This is a genomic window from Streptomyces sp. NPDC001222 (assembly GCF_042896945.1).
In the GTDB taxonomy this organism is placed as follows: Bacteria; Actinomycetota; Actinomycetes; order Streptomycetales; family Streptomycetaceae; genus Streptomyces; species Streptomyces gibsoniae.
Window position 1 is genome coordinate 331,244 of the sequence record NZ_JBIAXT010000003.1, and the last position, 24,935, is coordinate 356,178.

At 72.1% G+C, this 24,935-nt stretch carries 19 protein-coding genes; 11 read left to right on the forward strand and 8 right to left on the reverse strand.

The window, feature by feature from the left end:
• A partial coding sequence (locus ACFY2Z_RS07215) for a DUF6542 domain-containing protein (RefSeq protein WP_390743163.1) occupies window positions 1-264 on the reverse strand: 264 nt, incomplete at its 3' end.
• A 422-nt stretch (window positions 265-686) separates the two neighbouring features.
• Here ACFY2Z_RS07215 and ychF point away from each other — a divergent pair.
• Together ychF and ACFY2Z_RS07225 are read left to right on the forward strand one after the other, a co-directional pair.
• Window positions 687-1,775 (forward strand): redox-regulated ATPase YchF, encoded by a 1,089-nt coding sequence (ychF, locus tag ACFY2Z_RS07220; RefSeq protein ID WP_390743164.1) that lies wholly within the window; start codon window positions 687-689, stop codon window positions 1,773-1,775.
• Between the two features lie 739 nt (window positions 1,776-2,514).
• Window positions 2,515-3,552, forward strand: coding sequence for an LPXTG cell wall anchor domain-containing protein (locus ACFY2Z_RS07225; protein WP_390743165.1), 1,038 nt, complete (start codon window positions 2,515-2,517; stop codon window positions 3,550-3,552).
• An 80-nt stretch (window positions 3,553-3,632) separates the two neighbouring features.
• Here ACFY2Z_RS07225 and ACFY2Z_RS07230 read toward each other — a convergent pair whose 3' ends face one another.
• Window positions 3,633-6,209, reverse strand: coding sequence for an amino acid permease (locus ACFY2Z_RS07230; RefSeq protein WP_390743166.1), 2,577 nt, complete (start codon window positions 6,207-6,209; stop codon window positions 3,633-3,635).
• Window positions 6,210-6,656: 447 nt separating this feature from the next.
• Here ACFY2Z_RS07230 and ACFY2Z_RS07235 point away from each other — a divergent pair, with 447 nt between their 5' ends.
• A complete protein-coding gene (locus tag ACFY2Z_RS07235) occupies window positions 6,657-8,843 on the forward strand; it encodes a DEAD/DEAH box helicase (protein ID WP_390743167.1) in 2,187 nt (728 codons plus the stop codon).
• Window positions 8,844-8,865: 22 nt separating this feature from the next.
• On the opposite strand, the gene ACFY2Z_RS07240 is transcribed toward ACFY2Z_RS07235, so the two are convergent.
• A complete protein-coding gene (locus ACFY2Z_RS07240) occupies window positions 8,866-10,008 on the reverse strand; it encodes a threonine synthase (RefSeq protein WP_390743168.1) in 1,143 nt (380 codons plus the stop codon).
• Window positions 10,009-10,168: 160 nt separating this feature from the next.
• On the opposite strand from ACFY2Z_RS07240, the gene ACFY2Z_RS07245 reads away from it, so the two are divergent.
• The 7 genes from ACFY2Z_RS07245 to ACFY2Z_RS07275 all read left to right on the forward strand — a co-directional run bounded on the left by ACFY2Z_RS07245 (window position 10,169) and on the right by ACFY2Z_RS07275 (window position 18,541).
• Window positions 10,169-11,743, forward strand: a complete 1,575-nt coding sequence (locus tag ACFY2Z_RS07245; RefSeq protein ID WP_390743169.1) for a S8 family serine peptidase — start codon at window positions 10,169-10,171, stop codon at window positions 11,741-11,743.
• A gap of 87 nt (window positions 11,744-11,830) precedes the next feature.
• Window positions 11,831-13,009 (forward strand): DUF4190 domain-containing protein, encoded by a 1,179-nt coding sequence (locus tag ACFY2Z_RS07250; RefSeq protein WP_390743170.1) that lies wholly within the window; start codon window positions 11,831-11,833, stop codon window positions 13,007-13,009.
• A gap of 147 nt (window positions 13,010-13,156) precedes the next feature.
• Window positions 13,157-13,909 (forward strand): GntR family transcriptional regulator, encoded by a 753-nt coding sequence (locus tag ACFY2Z_RS07255; RefSeq protein WP_355909712.1) that lies wholly within the window; start codon window positions 13,157-13,159, stop codon window positions 13,907-13,909.
• Between the two features lie 519 nt (window positions 13,910-14,428).
• Window positions 14,429-14,632, forward strand: coding sequence for an SPOR domain-containing protein (locus tag ACFY2Z_RS07260; RefSeq protein WP_355909715.1), 204 nt, complete (start codon window positions 14,429-14,431; stop codon window positions 14,630-14,632).
• 30 nt (window positions 14,633-14,662) lie between these two features.
• The gene (locus ACFY2Z_RS07265) at window positions 14,663-15,058 is read left to right on the forward strand and encodes a (deoxy)nucleoside triphosphate pyrophosphohydrolase (RefSeq protein WP_390743171.1); all 396 of its coding nucleotides are present in this window, start codon (window positions 14,663-14,665) and stop codon (window positions 15,056-15,058) included.
• 268 nt (window positions 15,059-15,326) lie between these two features.
• On the forward strand, window positions 15,327-15,740 hold the full coding sequence (locus ACFY2Z_RS07270) for an ATP-binding protein (protein ID WP_390743172.1): 414 nt from the start codon (window positions 15,327-15,329) through the stop codon (window positions 15,738-15,740).
• 191 nt (window positions 15,741-15,931) lie between these two features.
• Complete coding sequence (locus tag ACFY2Z_RS07275) at window positions 15,932-18,541, forward strand: SpoIIE family protein phosphatase (RefSeq protein WP_390743173.1); 2,610 nt, start codon at window positions 15,932-15,934, stop codon at window positions 18,539-18,541.
• A 154-nt stretch (window positions 18,542-18,695) separates the two neighbouring features.
• Here ACFY2Z_RS07275 and ACFY2Z_RS07280 read toward each other — a convergent pair whose 3' ends face one another.
• Window positions 18,696-20,444: a TPM domain-containing protein gene (locus tag ACFY2Z_RS07280; protein ID WP_390743174.1), complete on the reverse strand. Its 1,749-nt coding sequence runs from the start codon at window positions 20,442-20,444 to the stop codon at window positions 18,696-18,698.
• Between the two features lie 120 nt (window positions 20,445-20,564).
• On the opposite strand from ACFY2Z_RS07280, the gene ACFY2Z_RS07285 reads away from it, so the two are divergent.
• A complete protein-coding gene (locus ACFY2Z_RS07285; RefSeq protein ID WP_390743175.1) occupies window positions 20,565-20,870 on the forward strand; it encodes a hypothetical protein in 306 nt (101 codons plus the stop codon).
• A 28-nt stretch (window positions 20,871-20,898) separates the two neighbouring features.
• On the opposite strand, the gene ACFY2Z_RS07290 is transcribed toward ACFY2Z_RS07285, so the two are convergent.
• From ACFY2Z_RS07290 to ACFY2Z_RS07305, 4 genes are read right to left on the reverse strand one after another with little or no spacing between them, the layout of a single operon-like run.
• Window positions 20,899-21,675, reverse strand: coding sequence for a succinate dehydrogenase/fumarate reductase iron-sulfur subunit (locus ACFY2Z_RS07290; RefSeq protein ID WP_390743176.1), 777 nt, complete (start codon window positions 21,673-21,675; stop codon window positions 20,899-20,901).
• Window positions 21,672-23,612, reverse strand: coding sequence for a fumarate reductase/succinate dehydrogenase flavoprotein subunit (locus ACFY2Z_RS07295; RefSeq protein ID WP_390743177.1), 1,941 nt, complete (start codon window positions 23,610-23,612; stop codon window positions 21,672-21,674). The genes ACFY2Z_RS07290 and ACFY2Z_RS07295 overlap by 4 nt, the downstream gene beginning before the upstream one ends.
• A 16-nt stretch (window positions 23,613-23,628) precedes the next feature.
• Window positions 23,629-24,474 carry a hypothetical protein gene (locus tag ACFY2Z_RS07300; RefSeq protein WP_390743178.1) on the reverse strand — a complete coding sequence of 282 codons (846 nt, stop codon included), beginning with the start codon at window positions 24,472-24,474 and terminating at the stop codon, window positions 23,629-23,631.
• Window positions 24,475-24,524: 50 nt separating this feature from the next.
• Window positions 24,525-24,815, reverse strand: coding sequence for a hypothetical protein (locus ACFY2Z_RS07305; RefSeq protein WP_390743179.1), 291 nt, complete (start codon window positions 24,813-24,815; stop codon window positions 24,525-24,527).
• Between the last annotated feature and the right edge of the window lie 120 nt (window positions 24,816-24,935).

Consider the following 24,935-nt stretch of genomic DNA (forward strand, 5'->3'; position numbering starts at 1 on the left):
CACGAGCGTGCCGCCGTAGAGCCAGCCGGCCTGGGTGGCGAGCGCGGTGACCAGCGCCACCAGGCGCCCGCTGAGCCCTCCGGAGCCGTCGACCACGGTCAGCAGTCCGACGGCGAAGGCGATCGGCACGACGATCGGCGCGATCACCAGGTCCCCGCCCCGCACCCACAGTGCGGTCAGCATGCACACCGGCAGGAACAGCACGCCGTAGACCGTGAGGGACGAGTCGAACAGCACCTGGTCCAGGCATCCGATCGTCAGCATCACGGCCGCGCAGAACAGCCCGCCGCCGAGGCCGGTGAGCCGGGGACCGGGCAGCTGCCGTGCGGCCTGGGCGACGGGAGGTGTGTTGCGTCGTGCGGCCGAGGGAGACCGCTGGGGCCCGCCGTTGCCCCGGCCGGCTGGGCCCCGTCTGCCCTGCGGGGGAAGGGGTGCGCTGCGTCGCGGTCCGTGCTGCGGGGGTCGCGTCCTGTGTTGCTCCACTGGACCAACTTAGGTCGGTTTATGTGCGGAATGACCCCTCAGACACGCCGTTGTCACGAGCTTGGCCAAGCGTTCGATACGTCGCCGGGGTGGGGTCCGTCACGCCGTAGACTGGTGGATCGGCCCGCACACGCTCCTGACGGACCCGGGCCCCCACCGCCCAGTCCAGTCCAGTTCCACTCTCACGTACGGGAAGTCGCAACGTGTCGCTCACGATCGGAATCGTCGGTCTGCCCAATGTCGGCAAGTCGACCCTGTTCAACGCCCTGACCAAGAACGACGTGCTGGCGGCCAACTACCCGTTCGCCACGATCGAGCCGAACGTCGGTGTCGTGGGCGTCCCGGACGCCCGTCTCACCAAGCTGGCCGAGATCTTCAAGTCGGAGCGTGTCCTGCCCGCCACCGTGGACTTCGTCGACATCGCGGGCATCGTGCGCGGGGCGAGCGAGGGTGAGGGCCTCGGCAACAAGTTCCTGGCGAACATCCGCGAGTCGGACGCGATCTGCCAGGTCATCCGTGCCTTCAGGGACGAGAACGTCGTGCACGTGGACGGCAAGGTCTCGCCGAAGGACGACATCGAGACGATCAACACCGAGCTGATCCTCGCGGACCTGCAGACCATCGAGAAGGTCCTGCCGCGTCTGCAGAAGGAGTCGCGGATCAAGAAGGACGTCGCCCCGAAGGTGAAGGCCGTCGAGGAGGCGAAGGAGATCCTGGAGAAGGGCGACACGCTCTTCGCGCACGGCATCGTCCAGGGCAGCGAGCGCGCGGAGCTGCTGCACGATCTGCACCTCCTCACCACCAAGCCCTTCCTCTACGTCTTCAACGTCGACGAGGACGAGCTGATGGACGACGCCTTCAAGAACGACCAGCGCGCGCTTGTCGCCCCCGCCGAGGCGATCTTCCTGAACGCCAAGCTGGAGGCGGACCTCGCGGAGCTGGACGAGGAGGAGGCCCTCGAACTCCTCGAGTCGGTCGGCCAGCACGAGCCGGGCCTCGCCACCCTGGCGCGCGTCGGTTTCGACACCCTCGGTCTGCAGACGTACCTGACCGCGGGCCCGAAGGAGTCCCGCGCCTGGACGATCAAGAAGGGCGCCACGGCCCCCGAGGCGGCCGGTGTCATCCACACCGACTTCCAGAAGGGCTTCATCAAGGCGGAGGTCATCTCCTTCGACGACCTGGTCGCCACGGGCTCGGTCACCGACGCCCGCGCCGCGGGCAAGGCCCGCATGGAGGGCAAGGAGTACGTGATGCAGGACGGGGACGTGGTGGAGTTCCGCTTCAACGTTTAGTCGGCGACTGGTCCCCGGCCTCGTCCTCGATGCACCAGTAGGTCTCCATGAGGGCGAGAGTGAGCGTGGTGACGAGGTGGCCGCGCCGCCACCTCTGCGGCGACATCATGAGATCGTCGCGCGGTGCGACCGCCCGGCCGGTGCGCGGGCGTGCCGTACGCGACTTGTGGCGGAGGCGTGCGCCGGGCCGCACAGATGTGCCGACCTCGCGACGATCAGCCGCCGCCCGTGACACTTGATCATCAGGGCGCGCTGAAAGTAGTGACCCCGGGCGGGGTCAGGCCGCCTGCTCTCCGGGGGGAGGTACGCGGGCGGCTCGTACAGGGGCGGGTCCGTTCATTCCCCGTGGCGGGCCTGCCCCTGATCAGTCTTCGCGCCGGGCACTCGGGGACAACGCAACGATCCCCACCCGCATCAGCGAGTGGGGATCGTGTTCGAGCGCCGGGCAGGCCTTGCACCTGCATTTCCCCGCAGGAAGCGGGGCGTCTTTCCTTGGACCACCAACGCGCGGCCGGTTTCCCGGAGTTCCGGTGACCGGCGCAAGATCGACTATAGCGCATGCGTGCGATCGGTGTCACGCCAAGATCGTGGGCCGCGTGCGCTCGTGGGCTCCGGCGCCGCATCCGTCGGCGGTGTGACGTAGGTCACTCAACAAAGACGCGCCGGCTTGGGCAACTCTTGGTCGGATTCGGCAGTCCTCTTTGCGAAAACAACAGCCACTTCTGTCCTCGAGGTTCGCATGAGACTTCGCCGTTCCCTGGCCCTCGCGGCCGCGAGCGCCGCACTCGCCCCGGCCGTCCTGCTCGTGGCCCCCGTCGCCCACGCGTCCGACGGCAGCCCGTCGCCGACGGCCGGGGAGACGGAGACCACCACGACGGACGGGACGACGACGCCCGACCCCACGGACACCACCCCCGCGGCCGCCGACACGACCCCGGCCGGGGTGGACGAGTCCACCCCGGCGGCCGCCGACACGACCCCGGCGGCATCGGCCCCGGCCTCTTCGTCCGCGTCGGCGTCGGCCTCCGCGTCGGCCTCCACCTCCGCCTCCGCGTCGCCGTCGCCCTCGGGGCCGGTGGAGTGCGACGACGAGAACCCCAAGTTCGACGAGAACCTGCAGACCAGCCTCTCCGGCCTGCCGTCGAAGATCGTCGCGGGCAGCGGCTTCCACGGGTTCAAGCTGAATGTGAAGAACTCCGGCAGCCACGCCTACCAGCGCGTCGACCTCGGTGTGTTCGCCGCCCAGGTCGACGAGGACGACTTCTTCGTCGACACCAGCCACCTCACCCTGCAGTACAAGGACCCGGACACCGGCAAGTGGACCGGCATCTCCCTGGACGGCGAGGACGAGGGCGCGGGCTACCTCGGCTACACCGACATCAAGGCCAAGGAGTCCTTCTCCATCGACCTGCGCCTCGCCGTGGACGCGAAGGCCCCGGCCGGTCTCGGGTTCGCCATCAGCATCGGCATGTACGCCGACGACGAGGGCAACTGCGTCGCCTCGGGTGACGACAGCTACTACGAGTTCGAGATCCTGCAGGCCGGTTCCGTCCCCGGCGACGTCGACGACTCCAAGCCGCAGGGCGGCAGCAAGCCGCTGCCTGCCAAGCCGGCCGGCGACAAGCAGATCGACCCCACGGGCCGGCTCGCGTCGACCGGTTCCAGCTCGGCGCTCCCGACCATCGCCCTGGTGGGCGGTGCCGCGGTCGCCGTCGGCGCCGGAGCCGTGTTCGTGGTGCGCCGCCGCCGGACCGCCGGCCCGGATGCCACCGTCTGACTGATCCGGTGATCCCGTCGTAGGGGGTCGCGGCGCCGAGCGCGCCGTGGCCCCCTGCGCGTGTGCGCGGCAGCCCGGGCTCACTGCCCAGGGGGCAGGATCTGCTCGGCCCAGATGGTCTTGCCGGTGGGTGTGTAGCGCGTCCCCCAGCGATGGGTCATCTGGGCGATGATGAACAGGCCCCGGCCCCCTTCGTCGTCGCTGGCGGCGTGGTGCAGGTTGGGGGCGCTGTGCCCGGTGTCGGAGACCTCGCAGATCAGGGCCTGGTCTCGGATCAGCCGTACCTGGATGGGCCCTCCGACGTAGCGGATGGCGTTGGTGACCAGCTCGCTGAGGACCAGCTCGGTCGTGAAGACCAGGTCCTCCAGCCCCCACTCGTCGAGCTGCTTGCCGACGGTGGTGCGGATGGCGCCGACCGCCGCCGGGTCCGCGGGCAGCTCCCACTGGGCCAACTGCTTCGGGTCGAGCATCCGGGTGCGCGCCAGCAGCAGGGTGGCGTCCTCGTCCACCGGACCCGGCAGCAGCGTGGCCACCACCTGGTCGCTCAGCTCGCGCAGGGGCCGCCGGTGGTCGCCGAGGATCCGGGCGAGCTGGGCGAGCCCCGCCTCGGTGCTGTCCGCCGCCTGGAGGAGGCCGCCCGAGAACAGGGCGAGGAGACTGCCCGGCCGCAGCTGGAGTTCGGTGCTCTCGTACGGCGGTCCGGCCACCCCCAGCGGGGGGCCGGGCGGCAGCCGGGGGCAGTCGGCGACCCCGGTGTGCGGTTCGACGACCATCAGCAGCGACTCGCCCGCGTGCGCCAGGCGGCACCGGCCCGAGACCGGGTCGTACACCGCGTACAGACAGGTCACCCCCCTGGCCGCGTCGGTCTGCGCCTTGGTACTGCCCCTCTCGTGGGCCGTCACCGGTTCGTTCGCGGTCTGCTCGACCAGGTCGTCGAGACGTGCGAGCAGCTCGTCCGGGGCCAGGTCCAGCCGGGCCAGGACCTGGACGCCCGTGCGCAGCCGCCCCATCGTGGCGGCGGCCCGCAGACCGCCCCCGAGCACATCCCCGACGACCAGGGCGACCCGGGTCCCGGACAGGGGGATGACGTCGAACCAGTCGCCGCCCACACCGGACCCGCTGTCCGCGGGCAGATAGCGGCTCTGTGCCTCAAGCCCGGTCATCGGGGGCAGGGCGCGCGGGAGCAGGCTGCGCTGGAGTTTCAGGGTCGCGGAGTGGTCCCGGGTGACCACCAGCATCAGCAGGAAGCCGAGCAGCAGGGCCCCGAGACCCACCACCGTGGCCCCGCCCGTGCGTCCGATCAGCGGCAGCTCGATGACGGTCGCGTCGTACCGGGGGCTGGCGTAGACGTCGAAGGCGGCGTAGAGGAACAGGAGGAGCATGATCAGCCCGCCGAGTCCCGGCAGCACGCCCTTGAAGACGAGGTCACGGGCGCTGCGGTCGAGGATCCTGCGGTGGTACCAGACGCAGGCGAAGCCGGTCAGCCCGTAGTAGAACGTGATCGCGAGGCCGACCGCGTCGATCGAGTCGGCCAGGATGTTCCGGCTGAACGAGGTCAGCAGTACCAGGACGGCGATCGAGAGCGCGCCCATGGCGACGGTCGCCCAGCTCGGCGTGAGGAACCTGCGGTGGACCCGGGCCAGCTGGGAGGGGACGGCCTTGTGGGCCGCCATGGAGAAGACGGTACGGGCCAGGGGCAGGATGCTGGTCTGGGTGCAGGCCACCGCCGAGGTCAGCACCATGAGGATCAGCACTCTCGACAGAAACGGTCCCGCGCCGGCGCCGCCGAACACGGCGTTGCCCAGGCCGGACAGCACATCGCCCGCGTTGTCGCGGTTGCCCAGCCCGATGCCCGAGGTCCCGACCCCGGCGAACGCCTGCGCCGAGGTGGACACCAGCCCGTAGGTGACGAGGAGCAGCGTGATGGAGACGATCACGGCGCGCCCGGGAGTGCGCGCGCTGTCGACGGTCTCCTCGTTGACGGAGGCGGCGGTGTCCCAGCCCCAGTAGAGGAAGACCGCGGCGAGGAGGCCCGAGGTCAGTGCCCTCGGCGAGGGCACCTCGAAGGGGTTGAACCAGGAGGCGGAGACGTGCATGGCCGTCGGGGCACCGCTGGTGTAGGCCCTGACCAGCGCGGTGACCGCGAAGAGGATGAGCACCACGACCTCCAGGCACAGCAGCCAGCGCTGCACGGCGGCCGAGAGCTCGATGCCGATGTAGCAGATCGCGGTCATCACGGCGATCCAGACGACGCCCGCCAGGGTCGTCCACATCCGGTCGTGCGCCAGCGACTCGAAGCCGAGCAGCCGGAAGCCGTAGATCCCGGCGATCTCGGCGACGTTGGTCATGAAGAGGATGTCGGCGACGATGATCCCCCAGCCGCCCATCCAGCCGACGCGTGGCCCGAAGGCGCGGGTCGCCCAGGTGAAGGCGGTGCCGCAGTCGGCGTTGCTGGCGTTCAGTTCCCGGTAGGCGTACGCGATCAGCAGCATCGGCACGAACGCCATGATGGTGATGATCGGGGCCTGGAGCCCTACCCCCGCCACGATGAGGCCCAGGGTGGCCGCGAGGCTGTAGGCGGGTCCGGCGGAGGACAGGCCCATCACGACCGAGGAGAACATGCCCAGCGCGCCGCTCTTCAGCCCCTTCCGGCCCACCCCGGAGCCGGGAGCGGGGCGGCTGGCGGACGCGGCACCACCGGGGGGCCTCACGCCCGGTGCCCGCTTCGGAGCCGGGGCGGGCGGCGCGGGCCGGCCGCCGGGAGCAGCCGGAGGACGGGGCCGCCCGCCGTTCGCCCGACGGTCCGGGTGGTACGCACGGTGTCGTACGGGATCCGGCCACCTGTTCGTGCGTGGGGCATGATCCCTCCAGGCGCGACTATCACCTGTGTCGGACAAGGTCGACTGTGCGGCACTGTCACCCACCCTGCCCCTCCTGTTCGGGATTAACAACAGAAGTGGCTTTCGCCCGTCCATGGGGTCCGGGCGGCGATCGCTCTCCCGTGCGAGCCCGGGTGAGACGCACGCCTCCCCGCGAAGTCGCCCTGTCGGTGCCCCGTGGAAGGATGTGCGCGCATCGGGGCGGGAGTGCACACGAGGGGCGACATGGGGGCTGTCGGGACGGCCGGGGGCGGCGGCGCGGTGCCGGTGGGGCGCAGGGCGCGGGAGCTGTCGGCCGAGGCGGCGCGGCTGCACGACGCCGCGCGTTCCCTGCTCGACGACCACGCCCGTGCGGTGGAGGCGGTGCGGACGGCCCTCGCGCCGCTGCGCGCCGAAGTCGTCGCCGGAGAGCTGGAGGGCATCCCGGTCGCCCGGCTGAAGGACGCCACCGAGGGGCGGCTGCGGATCGCGGCGATCGAGGCCGCCGGGTTCGCGACCGTACGCTCCGTGTACGAGGCCCGCCGCCATGAGCTGCGCCGGCTGCCCGGCGTGGGGCAGCAGACCGCCGACCGCGCGCTCGCCGCCGCCGGGCAGATCGCGGCGGCCGTCGAGGAGACGGTCACGGTCCGCCTGGATGTGGACGACCCCGGCCCCCGCACCGTCGCCCTCCTCGGTGCCCTGTACCCGCTGGTCGAGGCCGGGCCCGAGCTGCACCGGGCCGTGGACGCCGCCACGCGGCTCGACCGGCGGCTCGGCACCCTGCTGCCCGCGGCCCGGACCGCCGGCGTACGCCTGCGCCTCGCGCTCCTCGGACGGCGCAGACGTCGGGAGGTGCTCGACGCGGTCGCCGGGATCGGGGACCTGCTGGCCGACGCCGCCGCCCGTGGCGTGCCGCTGCTGCTCGCGCAGGCAGGCGCCGACCTGCTGCGCGGCCCCGTCTCCGATCTGGAGGCCCTGGTCGACTTCGAGGTGCGGTCCGCGGAGTACTACGGGCTGCTCGCCGAGGTCTGCGCCCGGGGACCCGCCACGGCGGCGGGCGAGGGCTCGCTGCCGGCCGAGGTGGCCGAGCGGGTGCGCGCCCAGCCGCTCGACGACACCCACCGCCGGGTCTCCCTGCGCGGCTACCAGTCCTTCGGCGCCCGGTTCGCCCTCGCCCAGCGCCGGGTCGTGCTCGGCGACGAGATGGGGCTCGGCAAGACCGTCCAGGCCATCGCCGCACTCGCCCATCTCGCGGCCGAGGGGCACCGCCACTTCCTCGTGGTCTGCCCGGCGGGCGTACTGATCAACTGGACCCGGGAGATCGGCGCCCGCAGCACCCTGCGCGCGCTGCTGGTGCACGGGCCGGACCGCGTGGAGGCCTACGAGGAGTGGCGCGAGCGCGGCGGAGTCGCCGTCACCACCTACGACACGCTGCACACCCTGCCCGCGCCCGACGGCGCACCTCCCGGGATGCTCGTCGTGGACGAGGCGCACTACGTGAAGAACCCCGGCACCCGGCGTGCCCGGGCCGTCACGGTGTGGACCGAGGCCTGCGACCGTGTCCTGTTCCTGACCGGCACGCCCATGGAGAACCGGGTGCACGAGTTCCGCGCCCTGGTCCGCCGGCTCCGCCCCGATCTGCTGCCCGAGGACCACCAGGGCGGCGGTACCGGCGGGCCGGGGGCCTTCCGCGCGGCGGTCGCCCCCGTCTATCTGCGTCGCAACCAGCAGGACGTGCTCACCGAGCTGCCCGCGCTGGTGCAGGTCGACGCCTGGGAGGAGCCGAGCGCCGGGGACCGGGAGGCCTACCGCAAGGCGGTCTCCGAGGGGAACTTCATGGCGATGCGCCGGGCGGCGTACGCCGACGCCGAGCACTCCGCCAAGCTGCGCCGGCTGCGCGATCTGGTACGGGAGGCCGCGGAGAACGGGCTGAAGGTGGTGGTGTTCTCCTACTTCCGCGAGGTGCTCGCCACGGTGCGCGGCGTTCTCGGGGACGGGGTCGTCGGCTCCGTCTCGGGGGACGTGCCCGCCGCCCGCCGGCAGCGGCTGGTGGACGAATTCGCGGCGGCCGACGGGCACGCGGTGCTGCTCGCTCAGATCGAGGCGGGCGGCACCGGCCTCAACCTCCAGGCGGCCTCCGTGGTGATCCTCTGCGAGCCGCAGCTCAAGCCGACGCTGGAGCACCAGGCCGTGGCCCGTGCCCATCGCATGGGCCAGGTCCGCACGGTCCAGGTGCACCGTCTGCTGGCGACGGGCACGGTGGACGACCGGCTGCTGCGGATTCTGCGGAACAAGGACCGCCTCTTCGACGTCTACGCCCGGCGCAGCGAGGTCGCGGAGGCCACCCCGGACGCCGTCGACGTCTCGGATGCGGCCCTGGCCCGCCGCATCGTCGAGGAGGAGCAGCTCAGGCTGGCCGCCGAACCGGTCTGACCCGCGCCCCGTACCCCGCCGGTCAGGTCCGGGCCGGTCCCGTCTTCAGTCCGGCTCCGCACAGCGGCACCACCACCGGGGCGATCCCCCCGTTCGAGCGCAGCCGGGACGGCGGGATCGACTCGAGCAGTCCCTCCCGTGCCGCCGCCCAGCCGGCCGCCGCCGTCGGCTCGACGTACAGGCCCTGGGACGCCAGATCCAGCTGGGCATGCCGGATCTGATCCTCCGTCACGGTCAGGAAGCGGCCGCCCGAGTCGCGTACCGCGCGCAGGATCTGGCGGGCCCGCGGAGGGCGGGGGATCGCGATGCCCTCGGCGAACGTGGGGGCCACGGGGGTGGGGCCCGTCAGGTCGTCGGCGCCCTCCTCCCAGGCGTGCGCCAGCGGCGCGACCGTCGCCGCCTGCACCGCGTACAGCGCCGGGCGGCGGTCGATCAGGCCCGCCCCGAACAGCTCGGCGACGGCCAGGGCCGCGCCGAGCAGCAGGGTGCCGTTGCCGACGGGCAGTACGAGCACGTCCGGCAGCCGGCCCCCGAAGTCCTCCCAGAGCTCGTGCACACAGGTCTTGGTGCCGTGCAGGAAGTACGGGTTGTAGGCGTGCGAGGCGTAGAACACCCCCGGCTCGTCCGCCGCCTGACGGGCGGCCTGCGCCGCCGCCTCCCGGTCGCCGTCGACGAGGTGCACACGGGCCCCGTGCGCGCGGATGTGCTCCCGCTTCTCGGCGGAGGTGCCCTCCGGCACGTACACCGTGCACGGCAGTCCGGCCCGGGCGCAGTACGCGGCGATCGAGGTGCCCGCGTTGCCGCTGCTGTCGGAGACCACCTGCCGCGGACCCAGCCGCTGCGCCAGTCCGATGAGCAGGACCGCGCCGCGGTCCTTGAAGGACAGGGTCGGCATCAGGAAGTCGAGCTTGGCGCAGATGCCCTCCCTCAGCTCCACGAGCGGCGTACGGCCCTCGCCGAGGCTGATGGAGGGGGCGGCCAGCGGAAGGGTCTCCGCGTACCGCCACAGGGAGTTCACCCGTCCCTTGAGGGACTTCAGCGGTGCGGGGGTCGGCGCGAAGTCCAGGTCGAGCGGCCCTCGGCAGACGGGACAGCACCAGGCGAGCGACTCCGCGGTCACGCGGGTGCCGTCCGCCGGGCAGAAACAGTCCGGCAACAGTGTCATGCGGCCAGGGTAGTTGTCCGGTTTGTAACGGTATGTCATGATCGCCGCCTGGTGCCCGTGTTGGGCGCGCATGCGTCGCGCCCGCACCGTCGCTCGCCTCGCGCACCCGTACCACCGACCGAGGCGTCATCAGCGTTCCACCGATGAGGAGGACTCTCGGATGCCAGTGATGCGGCATGCTCGGCGGCGACTGGCCGGGATCGGCACGGCGGCCCTGCTCGTCGGACTCGTCTCCGCCGCTCCCACGCACGCCACGCCCGCTGTCCAGGGCGCGGTCCGGTACCAGGGCGCGGTGAACACCGTCCCGGGCAGCTACATCGTCCTTCTCAAGGACGGCGTACGGGCCGACTCCGACGACGGCAGGGCCCTTGCCCGGAAGTACGCCTGCACCATCGGGCACACCTACGTCAAGGCGATCAACGGCTACGCGATCCACGCCACCGCGTCGGCGGCGAGGCGGTTCGCCGCCGACCCGGCCGTCGCCTCCGTCGTCCAGAGCCATGTCTTCCACACCGCGTCGACGCAGAACAATCCGCCCTCCTGGGGGCTGGACCGCATCGACCAGAAGACCCTGCCCCTCGACGGCAGATACACCTATCCCGACTCGGCGGGCCAGGGGGTGACGGCGTACATCATCGACACCGGTGTCCGCGTCACCCACAACGACTTCGGCGGGCGCGCCGCCAACGGCTACGACGCCGTCGACAACGACAACGTCGCCCAGGACGGCAACGGCCACGGCACCCATGTCGCGGGCACGGTCGCCGGCGGGGCGTACGGCGTCGCCAAGAAGGCGAAGGTCGTCGCGGTCCGCGTCCTGGACAACTCCGGCTCGGGCACCACCGACGAGGTCGTCGCGGGCCTCGACTGGGTGGCCCAGCACCACAGCGGTCCGTCCGTGGCCAACATGTCCCTCGGCGGCCCCGCCGACAGCGTGCTCGACACCGCCGTCCGCAACACCATCGCCTCGGGCGTCACCTTCGCGGTCGCCGCGGGCAACAGCGACGACGACGCCTCCGGCTACTCGCCCGCCCGGGTGGCCGAGGCGATCACCGTCGGAGCCATCGAGCAGGGCGACGGGCGCGCCGGTTACTCCAACTACGGTTCGATGCTGGACCTGTTCGCGCCGGGCTCCTCGGTCAGGTCCCTCTGGAACTCCAGCGACACGGCCACCAACACGCTGTCCGGTACGTCGATGGCGACGCCGCATGTGACGGGGGCGGCGGCCCTCTATCTGGGGGACCATCCGACGGCCACGCCCGCGCAGGTCGCCGTCGCGCTGACGGCCGCCGCGACCGCCGGTGTCGTCGCCGCCCCGGGAACCGGCTCGCCCAACCGGCTGCTCGACGTCGCCGGCGGCACCGGCACGCCCGTTCCGCCGCCCCCGACCCGGCCACGTTTCGTGAACACCGCAGACTACCCGATCCGCGACTTCTCCACCGTCGACTCGCCGATCACGGTCACCGGAGTCCCCGGGAAGGCCCCCGCGAACCTCGCCGTCGAGGTGCACATCCAGCACACCTACATCGGTGACCTGCAGATCCAGCTGATCGCGCCGGACGGCATCGCGTATCTGCTCAAGCCCCTGGGAGCCGGCGGCAGTACGCACGACATCAACACCACGTACACCGTGAACGCCTCGTCCCGGACGGCGAACGGCACCTGGCGGCTGAGGGTCGGCGACTACGGGATGTTCGACACCGGGAAGATCGACTCCTGGGCGCTGCAGTTCTGATCCCCGGCCCGGGGGATCCCGCTGCCCGCACCTACCATGCGCGTCGTACATCTGTTCTGCGCGTATGTCGGACGAGGAGCGGTACCCGTGGCCATACCCCCGCCCCCTGGGCCCCGGCAGCCCGGGGGTCCGTACCCGCAGGGTCCCTACCGGCAGCCGTACGGACCCGGGCTGCCGTACCGGCCCTGGGGGCAGGGGTACTCCCCGTACAACCGGCCGGCGCCCGTCAACGGGCTCGCGATCGCCGCGCTCGTCCTCGGCATCCTCTGCTTCCTGCCGGCCCTCGGGCTGGTCCTCGGACTCATCGCGCTCGTGCAGATCCGGCGGCGCGGCGAACGCGGCCGGGGGCTCGCGATCGGCGGCATCGTGATGTCCTCGATCGGGCTCGCCCTGTTCGTGGCCGCCTTCACGACCGGTGGCGCGCACGACGTCTGGGAGGGCGTCAGGGACGGGGCGCACGGTGACGGCGCGACGTTCTCCGTACGGAAGGGCGAGTGCTTCGACGCGCCGGGCGGCTCGCTCGAGGGCGAGGTGCCCGACGTGGACAAGGTGCCCTGCTCCGGACGGCACCAGGCCGAGGTCTTCGCGAACTTCGCGCTCCCGGGCGGCGGTTTCCCGGGCGACGACGCGATCACCGAGAAGGCCGGCGACCGGTGCTACGCGCTTCGCGGTACGTACGCCATGGACTCCTGGGCGATCGCCGACGATGTCGACGTCTACTACTTCACCCCCACCCGGGACGGTTGGGGCCACGGCGACCGCCAGGTGACCTGCATGTTCGGCAACACCGACGAGCGGGGCACCCTCACCGGCACGCTGCGCCGCGACGCCACCACCCTCACCGGCGACCAACTCGCCTATCTGCGCGCGGACGCGGTCCTGTACACGGCCCTGGACACCGCTCCCGACGCCGCGTACCTCGAGGACGACCTGCCGGGCCATCGCAGATGGGCGGCGCGGGTCGCCACGGCGCTCGCCGACCAGTCCCGGCGGCTGCGGGCCCACGACTGGCCGGACGGCGCCCGGGAGCCGGTCGCCGGGCGGACGGCGGTCCTGGACCGGGCCCGCGAGGAGTGGGGCAGGGCGGCCGCCGCCACGGACGCCGACACCTTCTACGTCCACTACGGCCGGGGCAGCACGCTTCTGGAGGGCCGGACGGCGGTCACCGCGCGCAAGGCTCTGGGCCTGGCCACGACTCCTCCGGCGCGCGACAGGCAGGGCGGCTCGGGCTCCGGAGGGGCCCCGGGTGACGGAAAGCAGGTGTGACGGCCGCCAGACCGGGCAGAAAATGCCTGCGTAAAGCCATCGGAAGAAGTGGGTCATCACTTCGAGTGATTCTCTGGCCACTACTTGCGCGGCACAACCCACGGTTGCCAGGCTGTTGCTGTCTGTACAAGCTGATGGGAGCGGCCAGTGACTTTCGGTGAGCAGCCGGCGTATCTGCGTGTCGCGGGTGATCTCCGTAAGAAGATCGTGGACGGGCTGCTGCCGCCCCATACACGCCTTCCCTCCCAGGCCCGCATCCGCGAGGAGTACGGAGTCTCGGACACGGTCGCCCTGGAGGCGCGCAAGGTCCTGATGGCCGAGGGGCTCGTCGAGGGCCGCTCCGGGTCCGGCACCTATGTCCGGGAGCGGCCGGTGCCGCGCCGGGTGGCCCGCTCGGGGTTCCGGCCGGAGAGTGGTGCCACCCCCTTCCGCCAGGAGCAGACGGACGCCTCCGTGCGCGGCACATGGGAGTCGCGCAGCGAGCAGCGGGAGGCGAGCGGCGCCATCGCCGAGCGGCTGGGCATCCAGCCGGGCGACCGCGTGATGCGCACGAAGTACGTCTTCCGGGAGGCGGGTGAGGCGATGATGCTCTCCACATCCTGGGAGCCCCTCGCGCTCACCGGCCGCACCCCCGTGATGCTCCCCGAGGAGGGGCCGCTCGGCGGCATGGGGGTCGTCGAGCGCATGGCGGCCATCGACGTGGTCGTGGACAACGTCACGGAGGAGGTCGGCGCCCGTCCCGGCCTCGCGGAGGAACTGCTCGCGCTGGGCGGCGTCCCCGGCCATGTCGTGCTGGTCGTCCAGCGGACCTACTACGCCTCGGGCCGTCCGGTGGAGACGGCGGACGTGGTGGTGCCGGCGGACCGGTACCGGGTGTCGTACCACCTGCCGGTGAAGTAGCGGCGTAGCGCCTGCCGGTGAAGTAGGGGGCGCGCGAGGGTCCGGGTGCGCCCTCCGGCCGGCATGCGAGTCCCCTCCGTTCGGGGCTCGGATCGTTTCCGTCCGGTGCTCGGCCCGCTCTCCCTCGGCGCCGCACGCCCCCGGCCCGCGCCCTCGCCGCTCGCCCGCGGTGCGGGCGGACGGGAGCGTGGTCGTTCAAGTTGCTTGATTTCCCGGGAAGTTGAGCCGCGTCGTCGAAATGACCGCCCCGGCTCCCGGCGCGGTCGCAATCCGGTCGTTTCCTCGCGTCCGCCGCCCCGTGATCCGCCGGTGTTCCGGACTGTTCTGCATGCGCGCGGGGCGCATGTGACGGCGCAAACGACGGCGTGCGCCCCCTGTGACATGGCTGGTTGCGTACCTCTTCGTGAAAAGACGTATTCGCTGCGTAAAGGTTAGGCGTAGGCTCGGGCATATGCGCAGTGCGGTTTCCTTGGTGGGTGGGGCACGGCGGGAGCCGGGGACGGGAAGTGGAGGGGCTCGATGAGCGACGGCACGGTCACTCTTCCCTGGCTCGTCATACGGCAGGACGACAACGGCAATCGCTACAGCGTGGGCAGGTACGCCACCCGCGCCGAGGCCCAGAAGATCGTGGACAGCCTCGACGACCGCGGGCACAAGCAGCTCTACTGGGTCGAGCGCATCGGCCAGGGCGGCGCCCGGCGGGGGGAGCGGTCCGGCATGTGATCCGCCGCGCGCTCCCGTAGGCTCCGGCGCATGACGCAACCGATCGTGGTGGTCGGCGCCGCCCTGCTGGACGGCGATCGCCTGCTGGCCGCGCGCCGTAGTGCGCCCCCGGAGCTCGCAGGTCGCTGGGAGCTGCCCGGCGGCAAGGTCGAACCGGGTGAGACCCCCGAGCACGCCCTGGCGCGCGAGCTGCGGGAGGAGCTCGGGGTGACCGCGGAGCCGGTCGGGCGTGTGCCGGGGGAGTGGCCGCTGAAGCCGGGCTACATCCTGCGGGTGTGGACCGCGCGTCTGCTCGCCGGCCGCCCCGAGCCCCTCCAGGACCACGACGAGCTGCGCTGGTTGACCCCCGATGAGATCTGGGACGTGGACTGGCTCGACCAGGACGTGGCGGCGGTCAAGGCCGTGCTGACCGTGTGGAATCGCTAGTGCCGCGCCCGGGAAGGCTCACCGGCTGGCCGCGGCACTAGAGGGTGCCAGACGTCGCGTGCCCGGCGGGAATTGTCAGACCCCCCTGGGCGTGTTTCGAAAGCCCCGTCTGACAGGAGGCTGCCGAGGCGCATGGTGCGCCAGGGGCCGACGTCCCGTACGCCGTCCGTGCCACAGTGCGCCCGGGCGCGCGGTAAGGCGCTCCTGATACCGGGTATGGGCCAATTAATCCCCCGAAACCGGACATGATGAGTATCTGGCCCGGGAAGTGATCGGCGTGCTCGACACCGAAGGCACCAGCGCCGAGTGGACGTTCCACGCAGACCCCGGTGCGGTTCGGACCGCTCGTGCCGTTGTCCGGGGCCAGCTGCGCGCCTGGGGACTCGACGAGATCAGCGACGTCGCCGCGCTGCTGGTCAGCGAGCTGGTGACCAATGCGCTGCGGCACGCCCCCGGCCCCATCGGGCTCCGTCTCGTGCGCTCCGGCGGCGCCTCCCCCGGCCTGCGCGTCGAGGTCTCCGACACCCTTCCCGACCCGCCTCGCGAGCGCTCCGCCGACGCCGAGTCCGAGGACGGCCGCGGCCTCCAGCTCGTCGCCCACTCCTCGCGGCGCTGGGGGACCCGCCCGGCGGACACCGGAAAGACGGTCTGGTTCGAGCTGGCGGTTCCCGGCCGGCCGTAGGCCGTGCCAGGGGGTTCGACCGGGCTTCACCTGGTTAGAAGACTGGGAGTATGGCCCGGCCGGTCCAAAAAGCATCGGGACCGTGCTGTGATCGTGAACACCGTGTTGTGCGGCACCGTAGTGCTGGATACTGCGGGCAGCCGCCCCCGGTGACCGGTGCCGGATGCGGTGAGCTGGAGGGGACGGTTCGCGTGAGCGAGATACCAGCGAAGGCCACGGAGTCCGAGGACCCGTCGGGCGGCGCGAGGGACGGGGCCGCGGTGGATTCCGCCGTGGCCGTCGAACTGCGCGACGCGACGAGCGGTCTTCTGTGGCAGAGCAACCCGCCCGGCTCCATCTACGACTACATCAAGGTCGCCTCGTTCTCCATCGGCCCCGACGGACACGTCGACCAGTGGAGCCTGCGGGCCGAGCAGCTCTTCGGCATCCCCCGCGAACGGGCCGTCGGCATGGACCCCATCGAGGCGTTCGTCGCCCCCGAGCTGCGCGAGCGCGGCCAGCGCAAGATGGCCGAGATCCTCGACGGCCGGGAGTGGACCGGCGTCATCCCCTTCCGGGCGCCCGACGCGCGCCGGACCGAGGGGCTCGCCGAGGTCTATGTGATGCCCACCGTCACGGAGGACGGCGACCGGGCCGCCGTGTGCATCATCGTCGACGTCCGCACGCTCCGAAGCATCGAGACCGATCTCGCCGCCTCGCAGGCGATTTTCGGCCAATCTCCTTTCGGCTTCCTGCTGATCGACCCGGATCTGCGGGTACGGCGCGCCAACGAGCGGTTCGCCTCGACCTTCGGCGGCACCCCGGACCACCACCGCGGCCACAGCGTCCATGACTATCTGCAGTCCCCGGAGGCGGAGCGCGTCGCGGCCACCCTGCGCCGCGTCCTGGAGACCGGCGACTCGATCACGGACATGCATGTCACGGGATTCATCCCGGGCTCCGAGGAGCGCAAGCACTGGTCCGTGAACCTCTACCGCGTACACAGCGGCAGCGGGCGCCCCATCGGCATCGCCTGGCTCGGCATCGACGTCACCGCCCGCCGCGCCGCCGCCCGCGAGGCCGCCGCCGCCCGCCGCAACCTCGCCCTCCTGAACGAGGCGGGCGCCCGCATAGGCAACTCCCTCGACCTGGAGACCACCGCCCGGGAACTCCTCGACGTGGTCGTGCCCGGCTTCTGCGACCTCGCCACCGTCGACCTCTACCAGGGCCTCCTGGCCGGCGACGAGACCCCGCCGGGCCTGGCCGACGGCAGCGCCGAGATGCGCCGCGTCGCGTTCTCCAGCGCCGTCGCGGACCTGCCCTTCGCCGGCGGGACCGAGCCCGTCGCCGTCGGTGCCGTCCACCACTACGCCTTCAACTCCCCTTACGCGGACGCCCTGCGGGCCGCCCGGCCCCGGCACATCCCCGCCGAGGACGGTGGCCTGATCCAGTCCACGCTCGCCGTTCCGATGGTCGCGCACGACACCGTGGTCGGCCTCGCCAAGTTCTCCCGCACCAAGGGCAGCGAGCCGTTCGGCGAACGCGACCACGCGCTCGCCGTCGAACTGGCCGCGCGCGCCGCGGTCTGTATCGACAACGCGCGCCTGTACCGCCGTGAGCACGAACGCGCGCTGATACTGCAGCGCTCCCTGCTGCCGCCCGGCGACCCGGAGGCCTCCGGCCTGGACATCGCCTGCCGCTATCTGCCCGGCAACGCGGCCACCGGCCGGCCGAGCGAGGTCGGCGGCGACTGGTTCGACGTCATCGAACTGCCCGGCCATCGCACGGCCCTGGTCGTCGGCGACGTCATGGGGCGCGGCCTGCGCGCCGCCGTCGCCATGGGCGAACTGCGCACGGCCGTCCGCACGTTGGCGCAGCTCGACATCGAACCGGCCGAAGTCCTCGCCCAGCTCGACGAGATCGCCCGCAACCTCGGCGCCCCCGGAGGCGTCCAGCAGGCCACCCGCGCCGCCCGCCGGCCGCGCGAGGCCGACCTGTCCGAGGTGTACCTCGCGACCTGTGTCTACGCGGTCTACGACTCGGTCACGCGCCGTTGCACCTTCGCCAACGCGGGCCATCTCCCGCCGGTGGTCGTGGAACCGGGCCAGCCCGCGCTGATGCTGGACGTGCCGCCCGGGATGCCGCTCGGCGTGGGCGGCGAGCCCTTCGAGGAGGTGGAGGTCGAACTGCCCGAGGGCGCCCTGCTCGCGCTCTACACGGACGGCCTCGTCGAGTCCCGGGACCATCCGTTGGACGAGGGCCTCCAGGCGTTCGTGGGCGCGCTCACGGACCCCTCCCAGCCCCTGGAGGACGTCTGCGACCACGTCCTCAACACCCTGGACTCGCATCACGGCGAGGACGACATCGCGTTGCTGATGGCTCGTGTCCAGGGACTGCCGGCCGAGTCCGTCGGGGACTGGACGCTCCCGCGGGAGCCGCGCAGCGTGGGCCGGGCCCGGGAGTACACGCGCGGCCAGCTGCTCGCCTGGGACCTGGAGCCCCTGGTGGACACCACGGAGCTGCTGGTCAGCGAGTTGGTGACGAACGCCCTGCGATACGGCGAGGGCGAGATCAGACTACGGCTGCTGCTCGACCGGACGCTGGTGTGCGAGGTGTGGGACGCGGGCCTGGTCCAGCCCCGCCGCCGGCGCGCCCGGGACACCGACGAGGGAGGCCGCGGTCTGCAACTGGTCGGGCTGCTCTCCGCGGCCTGGGGCTCGCGCCGTACACCGCGCGGCAAGACGGTCTGGTTCGAACTCCCGCTCCCGGACGGCGAGAACGGGATCGTGGACCCGGCGGAGGCCCTGCTGAGCCTTTTCTAGTGCCCCGGCAGGCAACGTTTGCCCGTCAAGGAGCGGCGTCCGGCAAGCCCTCTCGGCCTGTCGGCCGGAAGGTCTCGTACTGGACGTACTTGGGCTTTCGGGTGCGGCGAGAGCACGCGCCGGGCGTCGCGACGCGGCGAACGTTGTTGGGGCACTAGATCCGGTCGTCTGCTTTCCGCCGGCGCCGGAACAGGTCCCCGCCGCCCCTGCGCGCCCGCGTGCCCGGTCCGCCGTAGCTCGCGGGCCCGCCGCCGCCCGGGGCGCCCGGGCGGTGTGGAGCGTCGAGCAGGATCCCGCCGAGCACGGCGCCACCCGTCCACAGACCTTCGCCGTACGGCGTCCCGTACGTCCGTACGTCCCGCTCCGCGAGCTGCCGGGCCCGGCGGCCGAACGCGTCCGCCTCCCGGGCGTCGCTGAGGGCCACGGCGGACACGGGAGTGCCCGCGCGCTCCGCCGCGTGCAGCCGTCGCTCCGCCTCCGCGAGCCAGGTGCGGGCCTCACAGCCGACCGCTCCGCGGTGCGTGGTCACGTAGTCCGACGCGGCACCGACGCTGCCACGGGCGACGAGCAGGGCACGGTCCAGCCGGTCGAGGGCCGACGCCCCCTCCGGCCGCCGCTGTGACGCCCGGTCCAGCCCGGCGGTCACGTCCTCGATCCGCCGCAGCGCCCCGACCGGATCGAGCGCTCCCCGGTCCGCCGTCCCCGGACCCTCCGCCTCCCGCTCCCCGGCCGCCGTCTCGTCACCGGAGGCGTTCTCCGCCTCCCGCTCCCCGGCCGCCGTCTCGTCACCGGAGGAGCTTTCCGCCTCCCGCTCCCCGGCCGCCGTCTCTTCACCGGAGGCGTTCTTGCCGTCGGCGACGCCCTCCCCACCCGGCTCCCGCCGCAGTTCGGCCACCAGCACCCTGCCCTGGGCGGTCCGGGTCCGCAGATCCGCGCGGGCGGGTTCCGCGGCGGCCTGCGCGATGTCGTTCTCCATCGCCGTCAGGGCGCCGGGCAGCGCGTCCGCCGCCGCCGTCAGCGCCGATGCCAGCCGTGCGACGCCCGCCGCCAGCAGGTCCGCCTGGCCGACGGCGGCCTCGGCCGCGCGCAGCAGAACCGTCGCGTCCCCCGTCTCCCCCCGCTCCGCGGCCCGGCGGCCCCGGTGAAGGCAGGACGCGGCGAAGGACAGCCGGTCCTCGGCGACGTCCTGATGGCCCGCCACCGGCAGACACGCGGACAGCGCGTACCGCTCGCGCAACCCGGTGAGCGTGTCGTCCGTCTTCGCGACCCGCGCCACCGACTCCCGGGACCGTGCCTCGGCACGCTCCAGCGCCTCCCGCGCGGTCCGCTCCAGCGCCCGCGCCCCGTCGAACCCGGCCGCCTGGGCGTCCAGCCTCCGCCCGGCCGCTTCGCACCGCGCCACGATCTCCTCCAGCAGCGCCCGCGCCCCGCCCTCCCCCTCGTCGAGCCGCTGCCGCATCCCGAAGGCCGCCGCCAGTTCGGACGCGGCGTCCTCCAGCGCCTGGGCGTACTCCCGTGTCGCCTCGTCCCCGAGCTGCGCGGCGGCCCACCGCAGCTCCTCCCGGCTGGTGCGCACACAGTCGTCGGTCTCGACGAGCAACCGCCGTGCCCGCCGGTCGAGTTCGTCCAGCGGTACGACGGTGGGCACCCGTCCTCCGGGCGTCGTGCGCGTCCTGGTACGCCGTCTGCGCCGCACCGACGTGTAGACCGCCACCGCCACGGCGGCGACCGCGGCGATCAGCGGCAGCGCCAGATCACCGGTCGCGGCCCGGTCGCGTCCGGCCCCGGCCACCGCCCCCAGCGCGACCGCCACCAGCATCGCCCCGAACGCGACAGGGGCCCGTCGCACGGCTCGGAACGCGGCGGCCCGGCACGACCGGCGCCGACGGGTGGGCGGCGTCACATTCCGGAGCGTAGGACCGATGACGCGGCGCCGCGAGCGGAGTGTGCCGGTGCGGGGGGCGGATCTGGGCATCCGCAGGCGGTGGTGCCATGATCAGGCCACCACACACCGGGGGGCCCGATGTTTCACGTCATATCGCTGATCGCCTTTGCGCTGGTCGTCGTTCTCTACGGCGTCGTCGGCGTCACTGCCCTCACCACCGGCCGGGTGATCGTGCCGTCGTGGCAGCGCGGATATGTGCTGCGGCCCCGGCTGTGGGGCTCCGGGGCGCTGCTCTTCGTCGCGGGGATGGCGCTGTTCAGATTCGTCGTCCCCAGCGGCGGCACGACCACCCTCGACATCGTGGCCCCCTGCGGGTTCGTTCTGATGGTGGCCGGCGTGGTGTTGCAGATCCTCGGGCGGCGCCCCGGTCGCGTGCGCGTCTGACGGGCCTCGTACGGCCGCGATCAGGCGCTCACCCGGCCGCCGGACGCTTCCTGATCTTCGACCCGAGCCACACCAGCGGGTCGTACTTGCGGTCGACCGCGCGCTCCTTCATCGGGATCAGCGCATTGTCCGTGATCTTGATGCCCTCGGGGCACACCTCCGTGCAGCACTTGGTGATGTTGCAGTAGCCGAGGCCGTGCTCGTCCTGGGCCGTGCGCCTGCGGTCCAGGCCCGTCTCCGAGGCCGCGTCCAGAGGGTGCATGTCCAGCTCCGCCACCCGCATCAGAAAGCGCGGACCGGCGAACACCTGCTTGTTCTCCTCGTGGTCGCGGACAACATGACAGGTGTCCTGGCACAGGAAGCACTCGATGCACTTGCGGAACTCCTGCGACCGGTCCACGTCCTCCTGCATCATGCGGTACTCGCCGGGGGCGACTCCCGGGGGCGGCACGAAGGACGGGATCTCGCGCGCCTTGCGGTAGTTGAAGCCCACGTCCGTCACGAGGTCGCGGATCACCGGGAAACCGCGCAGCGGGGTCACCGTGATCGTCTCGTCCCGCTCGAACACCGACATCCGCGTCATGCACATCAGCCGGGGCTGCCCGTTGATCTCCGCCGAGCACGAACCGCACTTGCCCGCCTTGCAGTTCCAGCGCACCGCGAGGTCGGGCGCCTGGGTGGCCTGGAGGCGGTGGACGATGTCCAGCACTACTTCGCCCTCGTGGACCTCGACCGTGAAGTCCTTCAGGCCGCCGCCCTCCGTGTCGCCCCGCCACACCTTGAATCGGGCCTCGTAGCCGCTCATTCGTACAGCTCCTCTTCGGCCAGGTACTTGACCAGCTCCTCCTTCTCGAAGAGGGCGAGCAGGTCGGTGCGGATGGGTTCGGTGGTCTCGCGGGCCAGGGTGATCTGGCCGCGGGCCGGGTCCGTCGCCGCCAGACCGCCGGTGGGGTCGGCCAGCCGGCACAGCAGATTGACGCGGCGCCAGGCGCGATCCATCGCCGGGAAGTCCTCCCGGGTGTGCCCGCCGCGCGACTCCGTCCGCTCCAGGGCGGCCCGGGCCACGCACTCGCTGACCAGCAGCATGTTCCGCAGATCCAGGGCGAGGTGCCAGCCCGGGTTGAACTGGCGGTGTCCCTCGACACCCGCCCGGCGCGCCCGCGCCCGCAGCTCTCCCAGCTTCTGCAGCGCCTGCCGCATCTCCGCGTCCCGGCGGATGATCCCGACCAGGTCGTTCATGGTCTGCTGGAGTTCCTGGTGCAGGGTGTACGGGTTCTCCGGCGGGTGTCCGGTCTCCTCGCCGGGTGCCGGCCCCTCCGCCGAGAACGGGCGCAGGGCCTCCGCCGCGGCGGTGTCCACCTGGGCGTCGTCGACCGTGGGGCGTTCGGCGGCCGCGGTCGCGTACTGTGCCGCGTGCAGCCCCGCCCGCCTCCCGAAGACCAGCAGGTCGGAGAGCGAGTTGCCGCCCAGCCGGTTGGAGCCGTGCATCCCGCCGGCCACCTCCCCGGCCGCGTACAGCCCCGGGACCCCGCGGGCCGCCGCCGTGTCCGAGGCGACCGCGATACCGCCCATCACGTAGTGGCAGGTCGGCCCGACCTCCATCGCCTCGGCGGTGATGTCGACGTCCGCCAGCTCCTTGAACTGGTGGTACATGGACGGCAGCCGGCGCCGGATGACCTCGGCGGGCATCCGGGTGGAGACATCGAGGAACACACCGCCGTGCGGGGAGCCGCGGCCCGCCTTCACCTCGGCGTTGATGGCGCGCGCGACCTCGTCACGGGGGAGCAGGTCCGGTGGGCGCCGGTTGTTGTCCGGGTCCTCGTACCAGCGGTCGGCCTCGTCCTCGGTCTGCGCGTACTTCTCCTTGAAGACATCCGGGATGTAGTCGAACATGAACCGTTTGCCGTCGGAGTTCCTGAGCACCCCGCCGTCGCCGCGCACCGACTCGGTGACGAGGATGCCCTTCACCGACGGCGGCCAGACCATGCCCGTCGGGTGGAACTGCACGAACTCCATGTTCAGCAGCGGCGCCCCGGCGAGCAGGGCCAGCGCGTGTCCGTCGCCCGTGTACTCCCACGAGTTCGACGTAACCTTGAAGGACTTGCCGATGCCGCCCGTCGCGATCACCACGGCGGGCGCCTCCAGCACGAAGAACCGGCCGGACTCCCGTTCGTAGGCGAAGACCCCGGACACCCGGTCCCCGGACTTGAGGATCCGGGTGACCGTGCACTCCTGGAAGACCTTCAGCCGGGACTCGTAGTCCCCGGTCTCCTTCTTGTCCGCCTGCTGGAGCGCGACGATCTTCTGCTGCAGCGTGCGGATCAGCTCCAGGCCCGTACGGTCGCCGACATGCGCGAGGCGCGCGTACTCATGACCGCCGAAGTTGCGCTGGGAGATGCGGCCGTCCTTCGTGCGGTCGAACAGGGCGCCCCAGGTCTCCAGTTCCCAGACCCGCTCGGGGGCCTCGCGCGCGTGCAGCTCGGCCATCCGCCACTGGTTGAGGAACTTCCCGCCGCGCAGGGTGTCGCGGAAGTGCACCTGCCAGTTGTCGTGCGGGTTGGCGTTGCCCATCGCCGCCGCGATGCCGCCCTCCGCCATCACGGTGTGCGCCTTGCCGAACAGCGACTTGCAGATCACGGCCGTACGGGCGCCGCGTTCTCGGGCCTCGATGGCGGCCCGGAGGCCGGCCCCGCCGGCCCCGACCACGACGACGTCCCACTCCTGCCGGTCGACCACGGACATCACAAGGCCCCACTCACTAGAAGAAGCGCGGATCGTCGAAGGCGCCGGACGCCACCAGGTACACGTAGAAGTCGGCGAGCGCCACGCTGACCAGCGACGCCCAGGCCAGCAGCATGTGACGGGCGTTCAGCCTGCTGACGAAGCCCCACATCCGGTAGCGCACGGGGTGCCGGGAGAAGTGTTTGAGCCTGCCGCCGACGATGTGCCGGCAGGAGTGGCAGGAGAGGGTGTACGCCCAGATCAGCACGATGTTCACCAGGAACACCACGGTGCCGAGCCCCATGTGTCCCCAGCGGTAGTGGCTGTCGCGGAAGGCGAGCACCGTGTCGTAGGTGAGGACGCCCGCCACCAGCAGGGCCGCGTAGAAGAAATACCGGTGGAGGTTCTGCAGGATCAGCGGGAAGCGGGTCTCGCCCGTGTACGTGCGGTGCGGTTCCGCCACCGCGCAGGCCGGCGGCGACAGCCAGAAGCCGCGGTAGTAGGCCTTGCGGTAGTAGTAGCAGGTCAGACGGAAGCCGAGCGGGAAGATCAGGATGATGATCGCCGGGGAGATCGCCCACCAGCTGCCGAAGAGATCGGCGTTGGGGCCCGCGTGCATGGTCCGGCAGCGCTCGGCGAGACAGGGGGAGTAGAACGGCGAGACGTACGGCGCCGCGTAGTAGTCCGCGTCGGCGAAGGCCCGCCAGGTCGAGTACACGACGAACGCCAGCAGCCCGGCGGCGGTGGCCGCGGGCGCGAGCCACCAGCGGTCGGTGCGCAGGTGCGGGACGGCGATCGCGGCGCGGGTGCCGGTGCGCACTCCGTCGCCGGGCGGCCGGGGTTCGGTGTCGGGGGGTTCCGTGCCAGTGGTCCCAGTGCTCAAGGAAAGCGCACCTCTCTCGTGGGTCGGTCGCCTCCGGGGCGCGCCGGGGGTCAGGGTGCGTGCCGGTTTCGGGCGCCGAGTCCCTCGTCGTCCGAGTCGGTCCACAGAGTGCTGTCGTACGGGGCGTCGGAGATCGTCACCAGCTCGACACGCGGGGCCGCGCGGGAGGCGTCGGCCGCCTCGCGCAGCAGGGCCACGCTCTCGCGCAGATGGTCGGCGTCGGTGCGGACCCGGCGTATCTCGAGCCCACCGCCGCCCAGCTGCTGTTCCAGGCGTCCCACCGACCGGTACAGGTCGTCGAGGCACCGCTGGACCGACGTCAGTTCGTCGTGCACGGACATGACGTGACCTCACTTCCAGGGCACGAGTGGCCCGAGGTGGTGACGTTCATGCGCCTGCGAGTGTTGCGCGTCACACCTGCCGATGTGAAGGGACGTGCAGTGATTGGCCGACGCACAGGG

Bases quoted from the DNA above. Each gene is read 5' to 3' on its own strand.
- ACFY2Z_RS07260 (WP_355909715.1), top strand. From the start codon at position 14,429: ATGAGCGACGGCACGGTCACTCTTCCCTGGCTCGTCATACGGCAGGAC.
- ACFY2Z_RS07285 (WP_390743175.1), top strand. From the start codon at position 20,565: ATGTTTCACGTCATATCGCTGATCGCCTTTGCGCTGGTCGTCGTTCTC.
- ACFY2Z_RS07265 (WP_390743171.1), top strand. From the start codon at position 14,663: ATGACGCAACCGATCGTGGTGGTCGGCGCCGCCCTGCTGGACGGCGAT.
- ACFY2Z_RS07240 (WP_390743168.1), bottom strand. From the start codon at position 10,008: ATGACACTGTTGCCGGACTGTTTCTGCCCGGCGGACGGCACCCGCGTG.
- ACFY2Z_RS07235 (WP_390743167.1), top strand. From the start codon at position 6,657: ATGGGGGCTGTCGGGACGGCCGGGGGCGGCGGCGCGGTGCCGGTGGGG.
- ACFY2Z_RS07225 (WP_390743165.1), top strand. From the start codon at position 2,515: ATGAGACTTCGCCGTTCCCTGGCCCTCGCGGCCGCGAGCGCCGCACTC.
- ACFY2Z_RS07290 (WP_390743176.1), bottom strand. From the start codon at position 21,675: ATGAGCGGCTACGAGGCCCGATTCAAGGTGTGGCGGGGCGACACGGAG.
- ACFY2Z_RS07295 (WP_390743177.1), bottom strand. From the start codon at position 23,612: ATGTCCGTGGTCGACCGGCAGGAGTGGGACGTCGTCGTGGTCGGGGCC.
- ACFY2Z_RS07305 (WP_390743179.1), bottom strand. From the start codon at position 24,815: ATGTCCGTGCACGACGAACTGACGTCGGTCCAGCGGTGCCTCGACGAC.
- ACFY2Z_RS07245 (WP_390743169.1), top strand. From the start codon at position 10,169: ATGCCAGTGATGCGGCATGCTCGGCGGCGACTGGCCGGGATCGGCACG.